Consider the following 22344-nt stretch of genomic DNA (forward strand, 5'->3'; position numbering starts at 1 on the left):
CCGGTGCTCACCTGCGCGGCCACCGCCGCCACCCCGGCCCAAGCCAGGCCGGAGCAGGCCAGCGTCACCGAGAACGCCGCCGACCCGGCCAGTGGCAGGTCGTTGCTGTACAGCATTGCGGTGGACAGGATTCCGACGACCACACAGCCGAAGGTGGTCATCAGCAGCACCGCGGTGAGCCCGGCGAAGCGGCCGATGCTGGTCGCGCCGACGAGTTCGGCGCGGCCGGTCTCCTCCTCGACCCGGGTGTGCCGGATGACCGTGAGGATGGTCGCGATGCCGATCATCGCGAAATAGGGCCCCGCTTTCCACAGTGACATGGAGCCGATATCGGTGCTGAACACCGGGCCGTACATGGCGACGAGCGCCGGGCTGTCGGTGATGGTCTTCGCGTAGTTGTCGAGATCGGCCTGCGTGCCGTAGACGCTCTTGGTGCTCGCGACATAGAAGGCGGGCAGCAGCCCGAACGCGATCACCCACAGCGGCAGGACAATTCGGTCGCGGCGCAGAAACAGGCGCAACAGTTGGCCGGTGCCCGCCAAGTCGGCCGAGCCGCGCACCGTCGGGGCAGCGTAATGCCTGCCCGCGGTTGCCGTAGTCATGCGCCCACCTTCTCCCCGCTCTTCGTCGCGTGCGCCGAGGCGTCGCCGTCGACGTGGTAATGCCGCATGAACAGCTCTTCCAGGGTCGGCGGTGCGCTGGTCAGGCTGCGCACGCCGGCGTCGCCGAGCACCCGGATCAGCTCACCGAGATGCTCACCGTCCACCTGACAGCGCAGGGTCGAGCCGTCCCGCTCGATGTCCTCGACGCCGGCGATGCGGCTGAGATCCCCTGGGTCGCCCGACAATTCGGCGGTGATCGAGGTGCGGGAGAGGTGCCGAAGCTCCTGTAGCGAGCCGCTTTCCACGGTGCGTCCGGCGCGAATGATGGTCACCCGATCGCAGAGCGCCTCCACCTCGGACAGGATGTGGCTCGACAGCAGCACGGTGGTGCCGCGCTGCTTGGCCTCCTCGACGCATTCGCGAAACACCTGTTCCATCAACGGATCCAGGCCCGAGGTGGGTTCGTCGAGCAGCAGCAGTCGCACGTCGGACGCGAGCGCGGAGATCAGCGCGACCTTCTGCCGGTTGCCTTTGGAGTAGGTGCGCGCCTTCTTGCGCGGATCCAGATCGAACCGCTCGATCAGTTCTTCGCGGCGGTCGGCGTTGATGCCGCCGCGCATGCGGGCGAGCAGGTCGATCGTCTCGCCGCCGGACAGCGACGGCCACAGCGTGACATCGCCTGGCACATAGGCGAGTTCGTGGTGCAGCGCGACCGCGTCGGACCACGGGTCGCGCCCGAGCAGTTCGGCGCGGCCGGAGGTGGCGCGCAGAATTCCGAGCAGGACGCGGATCGTCGTGGACTTACCCGCGCCGTTGGGACCCAGGAAGCCGTGGATCTCGCCCTCGCTGACCGTGAGGTCGAGGCCGTCCAGAGCGGCGACATGACCGAAAGCCTTGCGGAGATTGTGGATTTGGATGACTTCGGACATCAATGCTCCTCGATGAAAGTGTCCAATAGCGTGGGGTCGGTCAGGATGCCCTGGGTGTAGAACTCCAGGGCGGGGGGTGTGAGCTCCTCGGTCAGCTCGCGAATCGCTTTGCGGAAGTCGAGCTTTTCGCCGGGCTGCTGGTGCATCTGCACCCACAGCAGGGTCGCGCCGACGTTGAGTGTCATCAGATATCTGGCACGCGCCGCCGGGTCGCGGCTCGGTTTGAGCGCGCCCGCATCGACACCTTGCTGGATGTAGATCTCGGCATCGGCGACCATGTGCTCGAAAAGCGACTGAGCCATCGGCCCGCCCGCCTGCAGGCTGCGCACCATGTAGGCGACCAGCGGTCCGTACACCTCGATCTCGGCAAGCGCGGACAGCATGCCCTTCGCCACACTCTGCGCGGTGATCGCCTTGATCTTCTCGTCGCGAATCAGCTGGAGCACCCGCTCGTCACAGGCCGCGCGCAGGCCGTCTTTGGAACCGAAGTGGTGGTTCACCAGGCCGGGCGAGACGCCTGCCGCCTGGGCGATCACGCGCACGCCGACCTGGAAGCCCTGGTCGCCGAAGACCTCGATCGCGGCATCACGGATTCGGGCCGCCGTGGTCAGATCCGTGGCGGGTCCTTGCGGTAGGGGCTGTTCGTTAAACACATGTTCAATATATTAAACACTCGTTCAATCCGCCACAAGAGCCCTGCCCGGAATGTCGTGTCAACAGTCACGGTTTGCCCGGCGCGGCGCGGGCTAATGTCGAGTTATGACTACCGGCACCGCTACGACGGCGGATCACCTACGCGCAGCACTGGACGGACCGTGGGGCGAGATCCGGGAGCAGGCCCGAATCCAGCTCGCGGACGACAAGTTCGCCGGAGACCCCTACCTCGACTACAAGGCCGCCCGGGCCCGGGTGCTCGAGCAGATGCGCGTCATCGCCACCATGGGCTACGCCGAGCGCGGCTTCCGCCGGGAGAACGGCGGCACCAGCGAGCCGGGCGCCGCGGTCACCGGGCTGGAGATGCTGGCCTACACGGATCTGTCGCTGTGGGTCAAAGCGGGCGTGCAGTGGGGCCTGTTCGGCGGGGCGGTGGAGAACCTCGGCACCGAACGGCACCGCGAGTACATCAAGCGGCTGATCTCGCTCGATCTGCTCGGGTGTTTCGCGATGACCGAGTCCGGGCACGGCAGCGACGTGGCCCACCTGGAGACCACCGCGACCTACGATCCGGACACCGAGGAGTTCGTGATCCACTCGCCGACGCCGTCGGCGCGCAAGGACTACATCGGCGGTGCCGCCGAACACGCAAGAATGGCAGCGGTTTTCGCGCAGTTGATCACCCAGGGCGAGGGTCGCGGCGTGCACTGTTTCCTGGTGCCGATCCGCGACGACAACGGCGCCGACCTGCCGGGCGTGACCACCATCGACGATGGACTCAAGGGCGGCCTGCCCGGTGTCGACAACGGCCGCATCGTGTTCGACCATGTCCGCATTCCACGGGAGAACCTGCTCAACCGGTACGCAGACGTCGAGCCGGACGGTACCTACACCTCCGAGATCGAGAATCCGAGCCGTCGCTTCTTCACCACCCTGGGCACGCTGGTGCGCGGGCGGGTCAGCGTCGGCGGTGCGGCGGCGGCAGGCACCCGGGTCGCGCTGAGCATCGCGCTGCGGTATGCGTTGAAGCGCAGGCAGTTCTCCGATCCGGACAGCGGACAGGAGACGGTGCTGCTGGACTACCGCAGCCACCAGCGGCGATTGCTGCCGCTGGTCGCCAAGACCTACGCCTTGGCGTTCGCGCAGAACGACCTGGTGCGCCGCATGCATCTCGTGCAGACCGGTCAGGATCTCAACCCGAGCTCGCAGCGAGCGCTGGAGAAGCGGGCCGCCGGTTTGAAGGTCGCGCAGACCCGGCACGCCACCCGCGCCATCCAGGAGTGCCGCGAAGCTTGCGGTGGCGCAGGCTATTTGACCGAGAACCGCCTCGTCGGGTTGAAGGCGGACACCGACGTGTTCACCACCTTCGAGGGCGACAATGTGGTGCTCACCCAGCTGGTGGCCAAGGAGCTGCTCACCGCGTACTCCGACGAGGTGCGTGACCTGGACGCGCTGGGCTGGGTGAAGTTCGCCGCCACCATGGCGGGTGACGAAGTGCGCAAGGTGACCGGTGTGCGGCAGCTGATCCAGCGCCTGCGCGACGGTTCCAACGACTCCATCGACGACGGCGATCTCGCCCGGCGCGCGGTACAGCTCCAACTCTTCGCCGACCGCGAGGAATACCTGGTGCGCACCGCCGGTCATCGCCTGCGCGCCCGAGCCAAGGACACCACACCGTTCGAAGCCTTCAACAACGCCCAGGACCACATCCTGACCGCGGGCACCGCCCACATCGATCGGCTGGTGCTGGAGGCCTTCATCGAGGGAATCGAGGACATTCAAGACCCGGACGCGCGCGCCCTCGCGGAGACGGTCTGCGATCTCTTCGTCTACTCGACGCTGGAAGAGAACTCGGCGTGGTACATCATGCACCGGTTCATGTCCGTCGAGCGGGCCAAGGCGGTGCGCCGGGGCGTCAACGAGCTCGTCGACCGGCTTCGGCCGGAAGCGCTCACCCTCGTCGAGGGCATGGGTGTGCCGGAATCAATGCTGCACGCCGCCATGCTGGACGACGCGAGCGTGTTCGAGCGGGGCTAGGAACACCTCGACTACCCGCGCGCGATCACACGCTTCTCGCGCGGGTAGTCGATGATCTCCTTGCCGCCGAAGGTCCGGCAGACCTCGAACAGCGTCGGCAACTCGTCGATCGCATCCTTGATCACGGCTTCGTTCGACAGCAACGTCTTCACGTCCGACACCGTCTGACTCGAGCCGTTCAGCAGACTGCCGATGGTGTCGCCGACCAGCCGGGTGCCCTGGATGGTGCGCCAGGTCAGCGGATACTCCAGCAGCGTGTACTGCTGGACGAGCCAGCTTTCCTCGTCCGTGAGCTGCAGCTGGCAGGTGAGATTGAACTCGATGCCCTTGTGCCCGCCGCGCTTCCCCTTGACCGCCGTTTGGCTGCGGTTCACCACCAGTCGCATAACGCACTCCTCGCGTGCTGTGTCGAGACGGCACTCATTGTCCGGTGTCGTCCAGATGAGTGTTGCACCAAGGACTTACGGCGTCTGTCCGCCGAACACCCGACATCGGCTTTCAGGAGCTGGCGGTCGAGCGGCGCGGGCCGGTCGATGAACCGGCCGCCCCCGCGATATCGCGCAGATCGCGCCCACGGGTCTCGCCCGCCCAGAGGAACGCGCTCGCGGTACAGGCCAGCGTCGCGCACAGCAACAGGGTGATGGGCACGGTCGACGGAAAGCGTTGCAGCAGCGCCAGACCGATGAGCGGAATCAGCGAACCGCCGACGATCGTCGCGAGTTGGTAGCCCAATGACGCGCCGGTGTAACGCACCTCGCTCGGGAACAGCTCCGCGAAGAACGGCGCCTGCGCGCCCGTCAGCAGGCCGTGCAGGGTCAGGCCGACGGTGATGACCACCGTGATCCGGACCGCGCTTCCGCTGTCCACCATGGGTAGCGCGCTCAGCGCCCACGCCGCGACCAGCACCGTGAGCAGCACGCTGATCACCCGTCGCCCGAACCGGTCGCCGAGCGCCCCACCCAGCACGATCGCGGTCGCCTGAAAGACCGAGGCGATGGTAATCGCGGTCAGCGCAGTGGATTTCGGCACATGCACCACCTGGGTCAGATAGGCCAGCAGGAAGATGCTGAAGGTGTAATACGTCGCCTTTTCGCCGACATCGGCCAGTGCCGCCATCAGCACCTGCTTGCGATAGCGACCCACTACGATCCGCAACGGCGCGTGCCCCTGCCGCGTCGCCCCGCGCCGCTGCGCCGCCACGAAGATCGGCGACTCCTCTACCGCGTGCCGCAGCCAAAGCCCCACCGCGACAAGCACTATCGACAGCAGGAACGGTATCCGCCAGCCCCACGCCTCGAATTCCGCGTTGGAGACACCCAGTCCGAGCGCGGCGAGTACCCCGGTGGCCAGCAGGTTCCCCAACGGCCCGCCGGTCTGCGGCCAGCTGCTCCAGAACCCCCGGTGCGCCGCCGATCCGTGCTCGGCCACCAGTAGCACCGCGCCGCCCCATTCGCCGCCGAGCGCCAGCCCCTGCACCAGCCGCAGCAGCACCAGCAGAATCGGCGCCGCGACCCCGATCGTCGCGTAGGACGGAATGAGCCCGATCGCCACCGTCGCCGCACCCATCAGCATCAACGTGATGGACAGGGTGCGCCGCCGCCCGACCCGGTCGCCGAGGTGTCCGAACAGCACCCCACCGAGCGGCCGCGCGAGAAACCCCACCGCATAGGTCCCCATCGCCAGCAGGACCCCGACCAACGGATCACCGGCCGGAAAGAACACCTTGTTGAATACCAGCGCCGCCGCCAGGCCGTAGAGGAAGAAGTCGTAGAACTCGATCGTCGTGCCCGCCACGCTGGCCGCGACCACCCGCGCGAATCGCGCCCCCGAAGTCGCCGCCGGTTCACTCATCATCACAGCCCCTCGCTCGTGCCGAATCACCCTGTACGACTATGACTTAGCACTCAGCGTCCGGCCCGGTATTTCGACACGGCAACCGCTCATAGCGAGATGGAGGCTAGCTCGATGCCGCGCAGCGGGGTGGCCGTGACCTGGTGTACTCGCGGCGTCCAGACCGCGTGGCCGTGGCCGGACCACAGTGGGGCTATCGGGAGGTCTCGCAGCAGGTGGTTTTCGACGAGGCGGTAGCGCTGGCCGCTCTCCGCTGCGGTGGCCGCGGCATCGGCGGCTGCCAACAGCTGGGTGAACCCTTCGTCGGGAAGGGCGGTGGTTTTCGCTAGGGCGGTGAGGAGTTCGTGGGGGCTGGCGGTGCTCGGTGCATAGGTCAGCAGGAAGGGCGCGTCGGACGGTTGGGGTGCCTGGTAGCCGCGTGGTCGGGCGGTCACCTCCAACGCGAAGGCGGTGCGCAGCTGCTCGGCGAGCGGCTGTGCCCATTGCTCTTGCGCGGCACCGAAATACAGCGTGACCGGGCCGGTGAAGGTGACCTGCCCGAGCAGCGACTTCGCCGCGGGCTGGTCGTGCGTGCACGGCCGACAGGTGGCGGAACGTTCGCCGGGGGCGATGCCGGGTGGCAGTAGCGCGCGGGCCGGATCGACCTGGTTCGCGAGCGGGCCCGCCGCCAAGGCCGCGCGGTCCAGCGCCATCGCGAACGCATGGCGCGCGGCCGCGTCCTCGAAACGCTTGTCGGACATGGGGAATGCCAGATAGCTGGCTTCCGGCAACGGCCACATCGCGTGCCGATCGGCGAAATCCTGGTGCATGGCGTCGTGCCGCGCGCCGGGCACCTCGGTGGCCAGGTCGAGCGAGCCCGCCCGCACCTGTGCGTACTGCGCGACGGAATCGCCCACCCTGAGCTGGATCTCGCGCACGTTGCCCGCGGCCTCCCCCACCCGTAGCAGCCGACCGCCCGAATTCGGCTGCCATGGCTCGGCCAGCCGGAACGGCCCGTTGCCGACCGGTGCGACCGCGAAGCCTGCCCAATCCCGGGAGGCCAGCACCGATGCGGGCAGTGGGAGCAACGCCGGAGCGGCCAGCACGGCGGGCACCTGACCGAACGGCCGGTCGAGCACGATCCGCAGGGTGTGCTCGTCCGGCGCGCTGATCTCGTTGGCGCGCAACACTTCGGTGAGCGCGCCCGAGCCGGTCCATCGCTCGGCCGCCACGGTGCGCCAGGTGTCGACATAAGACTTCGCGGTGACCGGCGTCCCGTCGTGGAACTGATTTCCGTTGCGTAACTTGACCTCCCAGGTCATCTGGTCCGTGCTGGAGACCGCCTCCGCGGCCCGCAGCGTGGTCGTCCCGGTCGCCGCGTCGTAGTCGACCAGCGGTGTCCACAGCGCGCCGACGATCATCCGGCCCGTCTGGTCGCGCAGATCGGCGGGCAGCAGGCCGGCCGGTTCGCGGACACCGACCGTGAGCACGCCCGGCTCCGGCTGCTCCGCCGACGCGGCGCAGCCGGCGACGCCGAGCAGGAGGACGACGAACGCGGCGGCAAGGCGCACGGCCCGAGCAGCCCAGCGGCTATTGCGGGCAGCGACCCGGTTCGGGCATGGATCACCTGGCATACCAACATCATTGACCGCGCAGCGCTCGAAGCACACCGCCGAACCGGGCATCACGTCGCCTACCACGCGAAAGTTGCTCCCCAGTTCCCGATCTGGCGATATGGGTATCGCGTGCGGCCGCGCCGACACTTACAGTGAGGCATCTCGGCGACCAGGAATCCCCTGGTCACGCCTCGCTGGGAGGTAGTTGTGCGCCGCTTGTTCTTCCGGTCGTCCCTGCTGTTGATCGCCGTGACGGCGACCCTCACCGCCACCGCGCTGCCCGCCGTGGCCTGCGGGGAGGAGGACGGCCCACCGGCCGCGGCACCGTCGGCCACGAATGCGCCCGCCGCGGAAAAGAATGTCAAAGCCGTCGGCAGCGTCCCGGACGCGCAGGGCGCGATCTCGCTGCAATTCCTCCAGTACGGCGCCAGGGACGTCATGGTCGTGGCCGGTGAGTTCGGGGTGAAGACCTACGACCTCACCGCGAACCCGGCGGCCCCGAAACTCATCGGGCAGCTCAATATGCCGGGCATGTGGGAGACCGAGGACACCGAGGTCGACCCGGTGCGCAAACGCGTCTTCCTCGCCAGGGACCCACGGGCCTTCGGCGGCAACGTCCGCACCGGCGAGTCCGGCATCTACGTGGTCGACCTCGCCGATCCGGCGAAACCGTCCGTGATGAGCTACGTCAAGGTGCCCGCGGGCCACACCACCACCTGCATCAACGACTGCCAATACCTGTGGACCGGCGGCCCCGCCAAGGCCGACAGCATGCCCGCCGAGTGGGGCGGTCGACCGATCTGGGTCACCGACATCAGGAACCCGCGCAAGCCGAAGGTCTTCCCCAACCCGATCGAACTGGCCCGCAACGACGGCAAGACCGACTACGTGCACGACGTCCAGGTCGACCAAACCGGTGTCGCCTGGGCGTCGGGCCGCGGCGGCGTGCGCGGGTACTGGACCGAGGGCATGCACAAGGACCCGGTGACCGGCAAAATGCGGATGGCCTCGGCGAGCGACCCGGTCCCCTACGCAGGCGGCGGCATCAAGGAGACAGCCGCGCCGTCCAAGTTCATGCACAACAGCTACCGCCCGATCGGCAACCGCGCGAAAGACGGCGGCGGCACCGGCCCCTGGGGCAACGGAAACCTGATCTACGCCACCGAAGAGAGCTTCGTCGACGGCTGCGCCGGTGACGGCGTACTGGTGATCGCGTCCCTCGAAGGGTCTTACAACGGCGAAGGCTGGCGATCAACCCCACAGAAACCGTACCGCCTCAACACCATCGGCACCTGGAGCGTCGCCGGCCAAGAAGGCAGCAACCCCGCCTCCCCCGACTGCTCCGCCCACTACTTCGACGTCCAGGACAAGGTCCTCGTCCAATCCTTCTACGCCCAGGGCACCCGCTTCTTGGACGTCAGCGACCCCACCAACCCCAAACAGATCGCCTACTACCGCCCCGGTGACGCAGCCGCCTGGGCCCCCTATTGGCACCGCGGCTACGCCTACGTCGCCGACAACAACCGAGGCGTAGACATCCTCCAACTCACCCGCTGACGTCGAGCCGTTGCTCAGCCTTCGAGCGGGGCCTGAATGTTCAGCACGCGCCCGTCGGGGTCGCGAACCGTCATTTCCTTCTTTCCGTAGTGCGTTTCCTCGAACGGCGTGACCACGTCGATCGATGCGTCGGGCTGGAATTCGTCGGCGTTCGCGACCGACAGGATGAGCTGTATCTGCGGCTCTTGGTTCTTCGGCACCTCGGCGATGAACAGGTAAGGCCCGTCGCCGCGGCGGAGCATGCCGGAACCGTGGTCGGTCGCGAAGTCCAGCTCGAAGCCGAGTGCCTCGTAGAACTTGGCCGCCCTGCCCCAGTTGTGGGTGGACAGGAAAATACCTTCGATGCCGTCGATTGCCATATCGGATCTCCTATTCAGCGTTTCGCTTGTCCGAGTGGGTATCGGCGAGGTAGGCGCGCAGCGCAGCGGCGACCAGAGCGGAGAGCGAGAGCTCGTGCTCGATCGCGTGATGCTTGACCTGCCTGATCAGACCTAACGGCAAGTACACGTTGAACTGCTTCACTTCCTCGTCGCCCACAACGTCGATGCTAGCATGCTAGCAATCTAGCCGCCATGGTCCGGCGGCAGCACAGACTTCGCCCCCGACGGCGGATGATCATGGCGGCCGCCCGACACGCGGTTGGCGGGCCGTTGTGCAGCCCGGATGCGAAGGTCGCCGGGAGGTGACTACGTTCGCGTGCATGGATTCAGACACGCTGCCGGGAGGCGACAGCACGGAGACGCGGGTCGATCATCTCGGTCGGCGGCGGCTGTTCCGGCGCGGGCGGCGCATGCCGGTGGTGAGTCAGGCGGTCGGGAAGCTGGTCGCCGATCGGCCGGCTACCGCGGACACGATCGTTGCGGCGCCTTCGCCGCTGCAACCGATCGACCTCACCGACGATGCGCGGGTGGCGGAGGTGCTGGATCTCGCGGTGCGCGTCGGCGAGGTGGTGCTGGCTTCGGGGACGGGCGTGATCGATACGACCACCCAGGTCCGCTTCATCGCCGCCACCTACGGGCTGGCACGCTGCGATGTGGATGTCACCTACGACTCCATCAGGATCTGGGCCGATCGGGGCCCGCGACTGCCGCCGGCCAGTTCCATGCGAATCGTGACCTACCGGTCACTGGACTTCACCAGGCTGGCCGCGGTCGACCGGTTGACCCGCCGCATCCGCAACGAGGTGGTCGCGCCGGAGGACGCGCGCGCCGCGCTCGACACGATCACCACGGCGCCGCACCCCTACCACCGCTGGACGGCCACCTTCGGCTGGTCGCTGCTGGCCGCGGCGATCGCCGCGCTGCTCGGTGGCGGAATCGTCGTCGCGGCAGTCAGTTTCGTCACCACACTCGCCATCGACCGGTCCAACCGCGTGCTCAACCGCTACGGTCTGCCGTTCTTCTTCCAGCACATGGTGGGTGGTGCGATCGCCGCCACCCCCGCCGTCGTGCTCGCCACCCTCGCCGAGCCGCTCGGCATCCAGGTGGATCCGGCGCTGATCATCGCGGCCGGAATCACCGTGCTGCTCAGTGGATTACAACTGGTCGGCGCGGTGCAGGACGGCATAACCGGGGCGCCGATCACCTCGACCGCCCGCATGCTCGAGGTGATGATGATGACCGGCGGCATCATCGCGGGCATCGCGCTCACGCTGCGCATCGGCTGGCTCTTCGGCGCAACGGTGCCGCCGATCCTGACCACACCGGCGGGCGGCATCATCGACCTGCCGGTCCAGATCGTGGCCGGTGCGGTCGCGTCGCTCGCCTTCGCGCTCGCCTGCTACGCCGAGAAGCGCGCGCTCACCGCCGCGGCGGGCAGTGGCGCCGCGGGCACCATCTGCTATCTGGTGGTGCAGGAGATCGGGTTCGGCCCGGTGCTCTCCTCGGGCGTAGCCGCAACCGTGATCGGCATGGCCGGTGGTCTCATGGCGCGCCGCGCGCTGACTCCCCCGCTGGTCGTCGCCATCGCGGGCATCACCCCGCTGCTGCCCGGTCTCAAGCTCTACCGCGGACTGTATGCGGTGCTCAACGACGAGCTGGTGCTCGGCGCGAATCAGCTGCTGCTCGCCTTCGGCGTCGGCTGCGCGCTGGCCGCTGGCGTCACCCTCGGCGAATGGTTCGACCGTACCGTTCGGCGGCCGCGCATCCTGCGCCGCTTCGGCTCGCTGCGCCGCCCGATCGTGCGCCGGATCCGGCCGCGCGGGCGCCGCAGGCCGCCGCCTATCCAATGACGCGCCGCCCAGTGAGTGAGGCATGTCCGTGCGCGGCGCACATTAACCCGGTATGGTCAGACGAGTTAGTTAGGGTAGCCATACTAGAAGGTGACCCGCAGGTGCGCGAGTGAGGTGGTTCGGATATGTCAGAGGCAACGCCGTTCTCGAAACAGATCCGTAGCGCCACCGAGCAGCAGCACGCGGAGGCGGAGAACTCCCGGTTCATGAGCGACATGCTCGGCGGGGCGCTCGGGGTCGACTCGTATCACCGCTACACCGGCCAACTCTGGTTCATCTATCGCGCACTGGAGAGCCGCTGGGACACCCTGAGCGAAGACCCGATCGCCGGTCCGTTCATCCGGCCCGAACTGGCCCGCACCGCCGAGCTCGAACGCGATCTCGCCCACCTCATCGGCCCGGACTGGCGCGCCGGACTCGAACCACTCCCCGCCACCGCTGCCTACGCCGCGCGCATCGACGAGTGCGCCCGGGACTGGCCCGCCGGCTACATCGCGCACCACTACACCCGCTACCTCGGCGACCTCTCCGGCGGACAGGTCATCCGCGGTACCGCGGAGAAGCTGTGGAACCTGCCGCACCGCGGCGACGGCGTCCGCTTCTACGTCTTCGACGGCGTCGGCAACCCGGCCGCGTTCAAGCGCGAATACCGCAGCCTGCTCGACCAGCTGCCGCTCGACGATCTCGAGCGCCGCCGCGTGCTCGACGAGGGGCAGCGCGCGTTCGCGATGAACACCGCGCTGTTCCAGGAACTCGCGCAGGAGTTTCCGGCCGCTCAGTAGGCGCCCGCGCCGCGGGTCACCGCGCCGATCGTCCTGGCGATGAGCAGCAGGTCCAGCACCATGGACCAGTTCTCCACGTACGAAAGGTCCAGCCGCACCGAGTCTTCCAGCGAGAGGTCCGAGCGCCCACTGACCTGCCACAGCCCGGTGACCCCGGGCTTGACCAGCAGCCTGCGCCGCATCTCGCCGTCGTAGCTGTCCACCTCACGCTGCACCTGCGGGCGCGGCCCGACCACGCTCATCTCACCGCGCAGCACGTTGAAGAACTGCGGCAGCTCGTCCAGGCTGAACTTGCGAATGATCTTGCCTACCGGCGTGATACGCGGGTCGTCCTTCATCTTGAAGAAGACCGGATTGCCCCCGTGCCGCGCGATGAGCGCGTCCACGCCCGCCTCCGCCTCGACATACATGCTGCGGAACTTGATCATCCGGAAGGGCTTGCCGCCCCGCCCGATTCGCTCGGACAGATAGAACACCGGCCCCGGACTGGTCAGTTTCACCGCCAGCGCGATGGCCAGCATCGTCGGCGCGATCAGCACCAGCACCGCGGCCGCGAAGCACATGTCGAACACCGCCTTGCCGGTCGACTTGGCGCGGTCGTATTGCGGTTTGGCGATGTGCAGCATCGGCACTCCCGCGACGAAACGATTGGTCAGTCGGGTGCCCGCGATATCGACGACGCCGGGCGCGACGATCAGCTCGACGCCGAGCGGGTCGAGTTCCCAGGCCATCCGCCGCAGTTCGACCGGGCCGAGGTGATCGGTCGCGGTGACCGCCACAGTGTCGGCACCGCTGCGACGCACCGCGTCGAGCACCGTGCGGTCGCTGCCGACCACGGAGAACGTGTGCCCCGAGGGCTCCCGGATGTACTCGGTGATCTCGTTGAGCCCGTTCGGAATACACACACCGACCACCCGGTATCCCGAGGCCGGGTCGCGGGCGAAGGCGTTCGCCATCGCCTGCGCCGCCTCCGCGCAGCCGACGACGAGGACCGAGGTCCGGTACTCCCCCCTGGCGCGCAGCTGTCGCGCGTGGATGCGCCACAGCAATCTGTTGAGCATCAGTCCGAACAGACCGAGCGGTAGTGCAATCGCCAAATAGCCACGAGCGAACTCGATCTGGAAAACCAGTGACAAGATCGCGAGCACGCCGAACAAGCGCAGCGTCGCGGCGACCAAGCGCCGGTACTCCTCGCTGCCGCTGCCGACCACCTGGGGCGACCGGGTGTTGCCCACCGCGAGGAAACCGGCCCAGCTCAGCGCGAGCACGCCGGAGACGACCGTGTACCCCACTTCGTAGGGCAGGTGCCAGGCCAGCGGCGGCGCGGCGGGCCCGCCGAACCGGATGATCTGCGCCAGCGCCACCGCAACCACGATCACGGCGAAATCGGTTGCGCCTATCCGTTTTACATACTCGGCTTGCCATCGTTCACGCTCGGAGCGCGGCATACTGTGCGGCGATCGACGATAGTCCAGATCGTCGTCGTCGGTGAGCTCGTAGCTCATGGAAACGCACCTCCCCCTGGGAGAGAAGAAACTAGCCCCCCGATCTGCGTTGACCGGTCCCCGCGACATCATCCTGACGCCTCGGATGTCCGTCCTTCGGCGGCCAGAAGCCGATTGTTACAGAACACAATCCGTTTCACATGTCGAATCATCAGGGCCGCAAAGTGTTCCACTTAGTAGCCGACAGGGTAACGGTCGGTTTTCCGCCCCGGTATGTTTCCGGCGTTCGGGGGCACAGGAGGCCAGGTCGCGAACCTTCGCTATCCGCAGGCGAATTCATCCGATGGGGGCGGAACCACCAAGCCGCCCGATAGCCATCCGGAAGCTACTCGTCGGAAACAGGCCAAAATTACCGGAAATTACTTCCAGACCAGTCGATTTCACCTACGACACGCGGGGCATTCGTTGTAACGTCTCACTGGATCGGGTCGACTTCAGGGGTGCGCCGGCAATGCGCCGGAGGTACGGCTCTCGGCAGAAGGTGGGCTTCGTTGTTATGTCGACTGTGTGATTCCGAGCGCTTGACGAGCGTGCTCGATTTGGGAGCGACGCCGCCGTGCGAGAAATTTCTCGCGCCGGACGAACTCGACCTTCCCGAACCAACCTACCCGCTGCATCTTCGGCTGTGCACGGACTGTCTGCTGTTGCAGATTCCGGCATTGATCACTCCCGCGGAGACGTTCACCGAGTACGCGTATTTCTCGTCGTACTCCGACAGCTGGGTGCGGCACGCGCAAACCTTTGTCGCACAGGCGATCGAGCGGCTCGGCCTGACCGCGCAATCCTTCGTCGTCGAGGTGGCGAGCAACGACGGCTACCTGCTGCGGCACGCGGTGGCGGCGGGCATCCCCTGCCTCGGCGTGGAGCCCTCGGTGAACGTCGGCGACGCCGCGCGGGCGGCGGGCGTACCCACCGAGACCACCTTCCTGGACGAGGACTCGGCCGCGAAGATTCGTGCGGCACACCGGCCCGCCGACCTGGTGGTCGCCAACAACGTGTACGCGCACGTGCCCGATCTGCGCGGCTTCACCCGGTCGCTGCGCGAGCTGATGGCCGACGACGGCTGGCTCTCGATCGAGGTGCACCACGCGCTGAACCTGTTGCGACTCGGCCAGTTCGACACGATCTACCACGAGCACTTCCAGTACTACACCGTGCATTCGGCGCAGTGGGCGCTGGCGACTGCCGGTCTGTCGGTCGTCGATGTCGAGCTGCTCGACACCCACGGCGGCTCGCTACGCCTGTGGGCCCGCCCTACCCCGCTCGGCGCCACCCCGACCAGCCGGGTAGCCGACGTGCTTCGCTTGGAGCGGGAGGCGGGCCTGCACCAGGCCGACGGCTACACGCAACTGCGCCCGCGCACCGAGGCGGTTCGCCACGACCTGCTGCGCTTCCTGCTCGACCAGCGCGCCGCGGGCAAACGCGTCGTCGGCTACGGCGCACCGGGCAAGGGCAACACCCTGCTCAACTACTGCGGCATCCGCACCGACCTGCTCGAGTACACCGTCGACCGGAATCCCTACAAGCACGGACGCTTCACCCCGGGGACCCGGATCCCGATCCACGCACCCGACCGGATCGAGCTCGATCGACCGGACGTCGTGCTGGTGCTGCCGTGGAATCTGGAAACCGAGATCACCGCGCAACTGCGCCATATCGCCTCGTGGGGAGCCGAATTGGTCTACCCGCTTCCGGCACTGCATCGTGCCGATCTCACCAGTCACAACGAAGTGAACAGCGCTACACATTCAGGAAAGACAGGGAGGGGAGCGCGATGAAGGTTGTGCTGTTCTGCGGCGGGTACGGCATGCGGATGCGTGACGGGACCGACGACATGATTCCGAAACCCATGCAGCTCGTCGGCCCACGACCGCTGCTGTGGCATGTGATGCGTTATTACGCGCACTTCGGGCACAAGGAATTCATCCTGTGTCTCGGCTACGGCGGTCTGCACATCAAGAATTTCTTTCTGACCTACCAGGAATCGGTGTCCAACGACTTCGTCATGCGGGACGGCCGGGTGGAAATGCTGCGCTCCGATATCAACGACTGGCAGATCACCTTTGTCGACACCGGCGTGGAATCGCCCATCGGCGAGCGGCTGCGCCGGGTCCGCGAACACGTCGGAAGTGACGAGCGTTTCCTGGCGAACTACGCCGACGTGCTCACCGACGCACCGCTGGACGACATGATCGAGAAGTTCACCGAGTCCGGCGCGGCCGCCTCGATGATGGTGGTGCCGCCGCAATCGTCGTTCCACTGCGTGGACATGAAGCCGACCGGTGAGGTCAAGGAGATCATGCCGGTGTCGCGAATGCCGTTGTGGGAGAACGGCGGTTACTTCGTGCTGAACCAGGAGATCTTCGATCTGCTGCCGCCGGGCGGCGATCTGGTCGCGGACGCGTGCGGCACCTTGGCCGGGCAGGGCCGGCTGTTCGGCTATCGGCATCTCGGCTTCTGGAAGCCCGCCGACACGTTCAAGGAGCGCGCCGAACTCGACGCGGGCTACCGCAGCGGCGCACGGCCCTGGATGGTCTGGGAGCACGCGTGATCCGACTCGGCGTCGGAGCGGTCGCCGAGATCGCGGTGCTCGGTGCGCACTGCGACGACATCGCCATCGGCATGGGCGCGACGCTCCTGACACTGGCTGGCGCGCACCCGGGACTGCGGGTGCGCGCCCTGGTCCTGTCCGGCGGCGGGACCGCGCGGGCGGACGAGGAAAGCCTTGCGCTGGCCGCGTTCTGCCCGGGTGCCGAGCTCGACCTCACCGTGCTCGACGTACCCGACGGCCGGGCTCCCGCGCACTGGGACCGAATCAAGGACGCGCTCAGTGCTTTTCGTGGCAGCACCGAACCCGACCTGGTCTTCGCCACGCAACGCGGCGACGCGCATCAGGATCATCGGCTGCTGGCCGAGTTGGTGCCGACCGAGTTCCGCGATCACCTCGTGCTCGGCTACGAGATCCTCAAGTGGGAGAGCGACACTCCCAGTCCCAGCGTCTACCACCGGATCACCGCGGCGCTCGCCGCGGAGAAGGCCCGGCTACTACTGAAGCACTATCCGTCCCAGGCCCACCGGGACTGGTTCGACGAGCAGGCGTTCACCGGCCTGACCCGGCTGCGCGGCGTGCAATGCCACGCCGGGCACGCCGAAGCATTCGTGCTCGACAAGGCAGTCATCGATTTCGGAGGTTCGTAAGCCATGCGGGTACTCGTCACCGGACACCAGGGGTATCTGGGCACCGTCATGGTGCCGGTCCTGCGGGCCAACGCGCACGAGGTGGTCGGTCTGGACGCCGGCTTCTTCGCCGACTGCGTCCTCGGCGACCTGCCGGGCGACCCGCCCGGCCTGGCCGTGGACCTGCGCGATGTGACCGTCGACCAGCTGCGCGGCTTCGACGCGGTCATCCATCTCGCCGCGCTGTCCAATGATCCGCTCGGCGCGCTGGCGCCCGAGATCACCTACGCCATCAACCATCACGCGTCGGTGCGGCTGGCCCGGCTCGCCAAAGAGGCCGGGGTGCGGCGGTTCCTGTACGCCTCCACCTGTTCGGTCTACGGCGCCGCGGGCGCGGACCTGGTCACCGAGGATGCGCCGCTGCGGCCGATCACCCCGTACGCGGAGAGCAAGGTGCGGGTCGAGGACGATGTCGCCGCGCTCGCGGACTCCGGCTTCTCCCCCGTATTCCTGCGCAACGCAACGGCATTCGGCTTCTCGCCACGGTTGCGGGCCGACATCGTGCTCAACAACCTGGTCGGCTACGCCACGCTGACCGGCGAGGTGAAGGTGCTCTCCGACGGCACCCCGTGGCGGCCGCTGGTGCACGCCCGCGATATCGCGTGGGCCTTCGCCAACTGTCTCACCGCTCCCCCGGCGGCAATCCACTGCCGCGCCTTCAACATCGGCACCGAGGCCAACAACCTCACCGTCGCCGATATCGCGCAGGCGGTGGTGGCGGCGGTGCCCGGGTCGCGGCTGAACATCACCGGCGAGAGCGGCGCCGACCCGCGCTCCTATCGCGTCGATTTCTCGGCCGCCCGCGCCGCCATCGGTTTTCGCGCACTGTGGACCGTGCAGGCCGGGGCGGACGAGCTGTTCCAGGAGTACACCGCGCGTGGCCTCACCTACGACGACTTCTTCCAGAAGTTCACCCGGCTGCCGCACCTGGAGAAGTTACGCGACAGCGGGGTGCTCGATGGGACGATGCGCCGGATACAGCCCGGACCCGCTCGTGTGCCAGCCACTTAGACGGGCGGCTCCGGCGCAGCGTCGACGGCGGTCGGCCACGGTGCCATGCGTGCGGCCCGCACCGGCGCACCACGAAAGGGCCGGTGATGGTTCCCCTCGATAGCGGGCGACCCTGCCGGGGTTGCGGGGGCACCGAGCTCACGACGGTGCTCGATCTGGGTATGGTCCCGGCCGCGGACTACTTTCCGCCGGCGGCCGCGCCGGTCGGCCTCGCCGAGACGGCGCATCCGCTGCGCATGGATCTGTGCGCGCGCTGCGCTCTCGCGCAACTGGCCGAGGACGACACCCGCACGCAGGAACCACGCGGCATCGAGCCTGCGGCGTTGCGCGAACAAGCGGCCGACGCCGTCGCGCGGGTCGCCGAATCCGGTCTGCTGCACGGGAATACGGTGCGCGAGTTCGGCAGCCCGCACGGGGGCACCTGGGTGCCCCTGCTGACCGAGCGCGGCTACACCCAGACCGAGGGTGTCGCCGATGTGATGCTCGACTGTTTCGGCCTTATGCACGAGCCCGACCAGCGTGCCGCCATCACCGAGCGGGCAGCGGCCACCGCGCCCGGCGGCCTGCTGTTGATCCAATTCCATTCGCTGGCCACGATCGTCGCCTCGCGCCAGTGGAACGCATTGCGGCACGGGCACTTTGCCTACTATTCGCTGTCCGCGCTGAGCCGATTGCTGGCCGCCGCGGGCATGAGCGTCACCACCGCGTGGCGGTTCGACCTGTACGGCGGCACCGTGCTGGTCGCTGCCCGCCACGGCACGCATCGCCCCGACGCGGCGGCGCGCGACATCCTGACCCAGGAGTCCGCCTACACCGAGGTCGCCGCCGTCCGCGGCCTCCAGCAGGCTGCCGACGTACACGCCGAGGCGTTGCGCCGCTGGCTCACCAGGCATGCCGCACAGGGTGATCGGGTGTTCGCCTACGGCGCGGCGTCGCGTGCGGTGGCGCTGTTCAGTCTGGCGGGTGTCGATCGCGGGTTGATCGCCGCCGTCGCCGACGCGTCACCGGCCAAGCAGGGTCGCCGGATGCCGGGCACCGACGTGCCCATCATCGCGCCCGAGGAACTGGTCACGGCCCGACCGGATCTCGTGCTGCTGACGCTGCCCGATCTGCTGCCGGAGGTCCGCGCCCGCTACCCGGAACTCGACGGCTGCTGGATCGTCGACGACCCGGCCGACACCACCGTGCAAGGAGGCTGAGTTGCTCCGAATTCGCTGTCCCCCAGCGCATGCTCGCCCGCTTGCTCGATGCGCTTGATCTGACATGATTCGATTTACCGAACACCTGATCGCCACAGATGATCGATGAGTTCTTCGCTCCCGCGTGTCGGGGAGCGGGCGTCGAGCGAACGACCACGCTCGGCCAGGTGTGTGTGCAGAGGGGACAAACCTGATGAGGGATTTCACGCAGCAATGCAGCCGTTGCGTCCGAATGTTCGCGATCGCCACCGTGGTGGCGTCGGGGCTGGCTTTGGGAATAGGCACCGCGGGAGCGGTCGTCGACAGCAGTAACCAGATCGTCGATCAGAAGGATCGTTCGATCGAGGCGATCCAGTCCGACACGCGGATCGACTTCGTGCCGCCGCTGGACGGAAACGCGTTGACCCGCGAGTGGTTTCACAATGGCGAAGCGGCCTACAAGATCGCCGGGCCGAACGCCGAGGACTGGCGCGGGCACATCACCATCGGCTACCAGGTCGGCTATCCGGCGACCCTGACCGGACGGTTGAAGTTCAACTACTCGACGCCGGGTCTCGGGGTGGACCTCGGCAGCGACGGCGCGACCTTGAAGCTGGAGGGGCTGATCCCCCGGGCCGGCGTCGAACTCGAGGTCGGCTTCGGACCTGGGATCCAGACGGTGGAATGCGCGGGCGGCGATGTTTCCGGCGCGGCCGGCTTCCTGCGCATGTCCGGCTTCCACGGCACCGTAACCGGGGTGGTCGGGCAGACCACGATCCGGCCGTTCGTCAAGGTGGTCAGTTCCAGTGGTGACGCCGTGTTCACCTATGGGCGGCTCTGGTCGATCTGAGGTGATCGCGATCAGGTGATCTTTCAACAGCGAAACCGCCCCGCAGTGCGGGGCGGTTTCGCTGTTCCTCGGACGTGCTCAGAGCACTGATCGGACGGTGCTCAGACCAGGAGATCCGGCCGGTTCCGCACGGTGGCCACCGTGCGAACCCGCAAGCGGTACAACGCCGCCCGCGCCAAGCGGGTATCCCCCGCCAGCACGTCGCCGCGGCTCACCAGGTGCGGATAGTCGCCCGCGATGCGGTGATGGAACCGGTACATGTCGGTCAGCTTGCTCACCGTCGAGGTGCGGCTGCACAGGTTGAACGACGAATTGCGCCAGGCCGCAAGGATTTCCGACATCCCGAAGAACCCGCCGAACGAGGACACCCTGGCGAACAGGTCGACGTCCATCGGGAACACCAGATCGCCGCGCAACCCGCCGACCAGGTCGAAGTGCTTGCGGTAGAACATCGCCGCAGCGGTCGGCCCGAAATCGGCCGGACCGCGCCGCACGATGACCCTGGCCAGGGCCCGCGCGGTCTGCTTGCCGAGCAAACCGGCCAGTCCCAGGCCGGTTTCGAGCACCTCGCCCGCCTCGTCGATCACCTCGAAGCGACTCGACGAGATGGCGATCGAGGGATCGTCGGCCATCACCGCGAGCTGCGCGGCCAGCGCACCGGGCCGCAGCACATCGTCGGCACAGACCACCTTGACCAGATCCCCGGTCGACGCGGTGATCGCCTTGTTCCAGTTGTCCCCGATCGGTAGCACGGTGTCGTTGCGCAGCACCCGAATTCGCGGATCGTCGATCCCGTGTGCGATGTCACCCGTCTCGTCGGTGCTGGCGTTGTCCAGCACCAGAAGTTCGAAGTCCACGTCCTGGTCGAGCACCGAGCGCAGTGTCGTGGCCAGCGTGCGTCCCGAGTTGTAGGCAGGCACGCAAACCGACAAACTAGCCATGATCTATCCCCCTAGCTGATGGCCCGGCCGCACCGGTCCGCTTTCCACCAGCCGGAAGACCCGTTCGAGCCCGGCCCGGCTGGCGTCGATCTGCTGGACGGCCTTCTGCTGCAACGTATCCCGCAGTGTCGGCGCCTCGGACCACGACTCTGTCACGGCCGTGGTCAGCGTCCGGTCCAGCGCGGGGTCATCGAGGTGCACGATCCGCAGTCCGGTGCCGAACATCTGGCGCAGGCCGTGGAACTTGTCGTCGTAGTACTCCGAGGCGGTGATGCCGACGGCCGGAATGCCTTGGGACAGCGCGAAAACCGCGAGATGGTAGGCACTGGTGACCAGCACCCGGCACCCCGCGACCTGACGCGCGACATCCTCGGGCGTGCCGCCACGGCCGATGGCAGGCCTGGCGCACTCCGCTCCGGCGAGCAGCGGCAAGGTGGATAGTCGATCCTCGGAGGCGTATTCGGAGATGATCAGCGGCACCACCCCGGCGTCGAGCTGGCCGGCGCACGCGCGGACCACCCGGCCGAGCGTGGCCTGCGCGGCCGCGCTGACCCGTGAATAGTCGGCCACCCGCAGGCACAGTCCGATATCCGCGCCGATCTTGGCCTGCCGCAGGCGGTAGCCGAATTCGATCGCGTCGTCACCGGTGACCAGTACCCGTTCCGGTGCGACGCCGAAGCGCGACAACAGTTCCGGGCCACGCCTGGCTTCGCGCAGCGCCAGGAAATCGACGCCGGGCAACACCTCGGACGCGCGGCGGACCAGCGCCGGATCACGCAGCGGTCCGAGGCCCTGGCCGACCAGGGCCGTCGGAATGCCCCGGGACCGCGCGTGTTCGAGCAGGTTCAGCGTCCGGTGCGCCTGATAGCGGTCGACGTCGGTCATGTAGCCACCGCCGAGGGCGAGCACCAGGGAGGCCTGCTCGACGGCGGCCGGGATCTCCACCGGGAACTCGGTCTCCTCCGGTGTCGTGACGTGTTCGGTGCGGCCGGGGCCGTCGGCGCGGCGCCGGGCGGCCGAGCGCAACGCCCGCAGCCGGTCCTTCGGTCCGTCGGTCGCGGCCCGCCAGCGCAGCGCCGCCGGGCCGACCAATCGTGTTCCGGCCGTACGGTTTAGGCGGCCGGGCCAGCTGTCGCGGCCCCAGCTCCAGTCGGGCCCGCACAGCGGTTCCGCCTCGGGCAGCAGCGCCTGCAGGATGCCGGGTTGATGGGTGAGCACGCCGATCCTGGCGCGCGGCCAGCGTGCCCGCAGCCGCTCGACGGTCACCGCCATCATCGCGATGTCGCCGCGGTTACGCAGCCAGTACTCACCGTTCTCGACCAGCACTCGGATATCGCCCTCGGCGATAGCGGCGCGCTCGGCCTCGGAACCTACGGTCCCCACTG

21 protein-coding genes are annotated in these 22344 nt (G+C 67.8%); 10 read left to right on the top strand and 11 right to left on the bottom strand.

Annotation, left to right across the window (positions count from 1 at the left end; all coding sequences use genetic code 11):
• The 3 genes from NN4_RS38145 to NN4_RS38155 all read right to left on the bottom strand — a co-directional run.
• Positions 1-602: efflux permease Rv1217c-related protein (locus NN4_RS38145; protein WP_503826349.1), on the bottom strand; the 602-nt coding region annotated here is incomplete at its 3' end.
• Positions 599-1531: an ABC transporter ATP-binding protein gene (locus NN4_RS38150; RefSeq protein WP_147141392.1), complete on the bottom strand. Its 933-nt coding sequence runs from the start codon at positions 1529-1531 to the stop codon at positions 599-601. The genes NN4_RS38150 and NN4_RS38145, both read right to left, overlap by 4 nt.
• Positions 1531-2184: a TetR/AcrR family transcriptional regulator gene (locus NN4_RS38155; protein WP_147141394.1), complete on the bottom strand. Its 654-nt coding sequence runs from the start codon at positions 2182-2184 to the stop codon at positions 1531-1533. Before NN4_RS38155 ends, NN4_RS38150 begins: the two co-directional genes overlap by 1 nt.
• 106 nt (positions 2185-2290) lie before the next feature.
• Between NN4_RS38155 and NN4_RS38160 the strand changes: the two genes are divergently transcribed.
• Positions 2291-4222, top strand: a complete 1932-nt coding sequence (locus NN4_RS38160; RefSeq protein ID WP_147141398.1) for an acyl-CoA dehydrogenase family protein — start codon at positions 2291-2293, stop codon at positions 4220-4222.
• Between the two features lie 11 nt (positions 4223-4233).
• On the opposite strand, the gene NN4_RS38165 is transcribed toward NN4_RS38160, so the two are convergent.
• The 3 genes from NN4_RS38165 to NN4_RS38175 form a co-directional block, all read right to left on the bottom strand.
• Entirely contained in the window at positions 4234-4608 is a 375-nt protein-coding gene (locus NN4_RS38165; protein ID WP_147141401.1) for a hypothetical protein, read from the bottom strand.
• A gap of 112 nt (positions 4609-4720) precedes the next feature.
• Complete coding sequence (locus NN4_RS38170; RefSeq protein ID WP_246181310.1) at positions 4721-6076, bottom strand: MFS transporter; 1356 nt, start codon at positions 6074-6076, stop codon at positions 4721-4723.
• A gap of 86 nt (positions 6077-6162) precedes the next feature.
• The gene (locus tag NN4_RS38175; protein WP_147141404.1) at positions 6163-7686 is read right to left on the bottom strand and encodes a peptide ABC transporter substrate-binding protein; all 1524 of its coding nucleotides are present in this window, start codon (positions 7684-7686) and stop codon (positions 6163-6165) included.
• Between the two features lie 189 nt (positions 7687-7875).
• Between NN4_RS38175 and NN4_RS38180 the strand changes: the two genes are divergently transcribed.
• On the top strand, positions 7876-9225 hold the full coding sequence (locus NN4_RS38180) for an LVIVD repeat-containing protein (protein ID WP_186818828.1): 1350 nt from the start codon (positions 7876-7878) through the stop codon (positions 9223-9225).
• A 14-nt stretch (positions 9226-9239) separates the two neighbouring features.
• Here NN4_RS38180 and NN4_RS38185 read toward each other — a convergent pair whose 3' ends face one another.
• Together NN4_RS38185 and NN4_RS38190 are read right to left on the bottom strand one after the other, a co-directional pair.
• The gene (locus NN4_RS38185) at positions 9240-9584 is read right to left on the bottom strand and encodes a VOC family protein (RefSeq protein ID WP_147141407.1); all 345 of its coding nucleotides are present in this window, start codon (positions 9582-9584) and stop codon (positions 9240-9242) included.
• Between the two features lie 10 nt (positions 9585-9594).
• Positions 9595-9762, bottom strand: coding sequence for a ribbon-helix-helix protein, CopG family (locus NN4_RS38190; RefSeq protein WP_147141410.1), 168 nt, complete (start codon positions 9760-9762; stop codon positions 9595-9597).
• A gap of 253 nt (positions 9763-10015) precedes the next feature.
• Here NN4_RS38190 and NN4_RS38195 point away from each other — a divergent pair, with 253 nt between their 5' ends.
• Positions 10016-11455, top strand: coding sequence for a threonine/serine exporter family protein (locus tag NN4_RS38195; protein ID WP_199856990.1), 1440 nt, complete (start codon positions 10016-10018; stop codon positions 11453-11455).
• Between the two features lie 125 nt (positions 11456-11580).
• Positions 11581-12237, top strand: coding sequence for a biliverdin-producing heme oxygenase (locus NN4_RS38200; protein WP_147141413.1), 657 nt, complete (start codon positions 11581-11583; stop codon positions 12235-12237).
• Here the strand turns inward: NN4_RS38200 and NN4_RS38205 are convergent.
• Entirely contained in the window at positions 12231-13742 is a 1512-nt protein-coding gene (locus NN4_RS38205; RefSeq protein WP_147141417.1) for a sugar transferase, read from the bottom strand. The genes NN4_RS38200 and NN4_RS38205 overlap by 7 nt on opposite strands.
• Before the next feature lie 491 nt (positions 13743-14233).
• Between NN4_RS38205 and NN4_RS38210 the strand changes: the two genes are divergently transcribed.
• The 6 genes from NN4_RS38210 to NN4_RS38235 all read left to right on the top strand — a co-directional run bounded on the left by NN4_RS38210 (position 14234) and on the right by NN4_RS38235 (position 20018).
• The gene (locus tag NN4_RS38210) at positions 14234-15520 is read left to right on the top strand and encodes a class I SAM-dependent methyltransferase (RefSeq protein WP_147141420.1); all 1287 of its coding nucleotides are present in this window, start codon (positions 14234-14236) and stop codon (positions 15518-15520) included.
• Positions 15517-16293 carry a glycosyltransferase family protein gene (locus NN4_RS38215; RefSeq protein ID WP_147141423.1) on the top strand — a complete coding sequence of 259 codons (777 nt, stop codon included), beginning with the start codon at positions 15517-15519 and terminating at the stop codon, positions 16291-16293. The genes NN4_RS38210 and NN4_RS38215 overlap by 4 nt, the downstream gene beginning before the upstream one ends.
• Positions 16290-16940, top strand: coding sequence for a PIG-L deacetylase family protein (locus NN4_RS38220; protein WP_147141426.1), 651 nt, complete (start codon positions 16290-16292; stop codon positions 16938-16940). The genes NN4_RS38215 and NN4_RS38220 overlap by 4 nt, the downstream gene beginning before the upstream one ends.
• A 3-nt stretch (positions 16941-16943) precedes the next feature.
• Entirely contained in the window at positions 16944-17990 is a 1047-nt protein-coding gene (locus NN4_RS38225; protein ID WP_147141429.1) for an NAD-dependent epimerase/dehydratase family protein, read from the top strand.
• Between the two features lie 86 nt (positions 17991-18076).
• Positions 18077-19189 carry a class I SAM-dependent methyltransferase gene (locus tag NN4_RS38230; protein WP_147141432.1) on the top strand — a complete coding sequence of 371 codons (1113 nt, stop codon included), beginning with the start codon at positions 18077-18079 and terminating at the stop codon, positions 19187-19189.
• Positions 19190-19382: 193 nt separating this feature from the next.
• On the top strand, positions 19383-20018 hold the full coding sequence (locus NN4_RS38235; protein WP_147141435.1) for an MspA family porin: 636 nt from the start codon (positions 19383-19385) through the stop codon (positions 20016-20018).
• Positions 20019-20119: 101 nt separating this feature from the next.
• Here the strand turns inward: NN4_RS38235 and NN4_RS38240 are convergent, their stop codons facing one another.
• Together NN4_RS38240 and NN4_RS38245 are read right to left on the bottom strand one after the other, a co-directional pair.
• On the bottom strand, positions 20120-20959 hold the full coding sequence (locus NN4_RS38240) for a glycosyltransferase family 2 protein (RefSeq protein WP_186818829.1): 840 nt from the start codon (positions 20957-20959) through the stop codon (positions 20120-20122).
• Positions 20960-20962: 3 nt separating this feature from the next.
• The gene (locus NN4_RS38245) at positions 20963-22342 is read right to left on the bottom strand and encodes a polysaccharide pyruvyl transferase family protein (protein ID WP_147141440.1); all 1380 of its coding nucleotides are present in this window, start codon (positions 22340-22342) and stop codon (positions 20963-20965) included.
• Positions 22343-22344 lie beyond the last annotated feature (2 nt).

It is taken from the genome of Nocardia ninae NBRC 108245 (assembly GCF_007990755.1).
GTDB lineage: Bacteria > Actinomycetota > Actinomycetes > Mycobacteriales > Mycobacteriaceae > Nocardia > Nocardia ninae.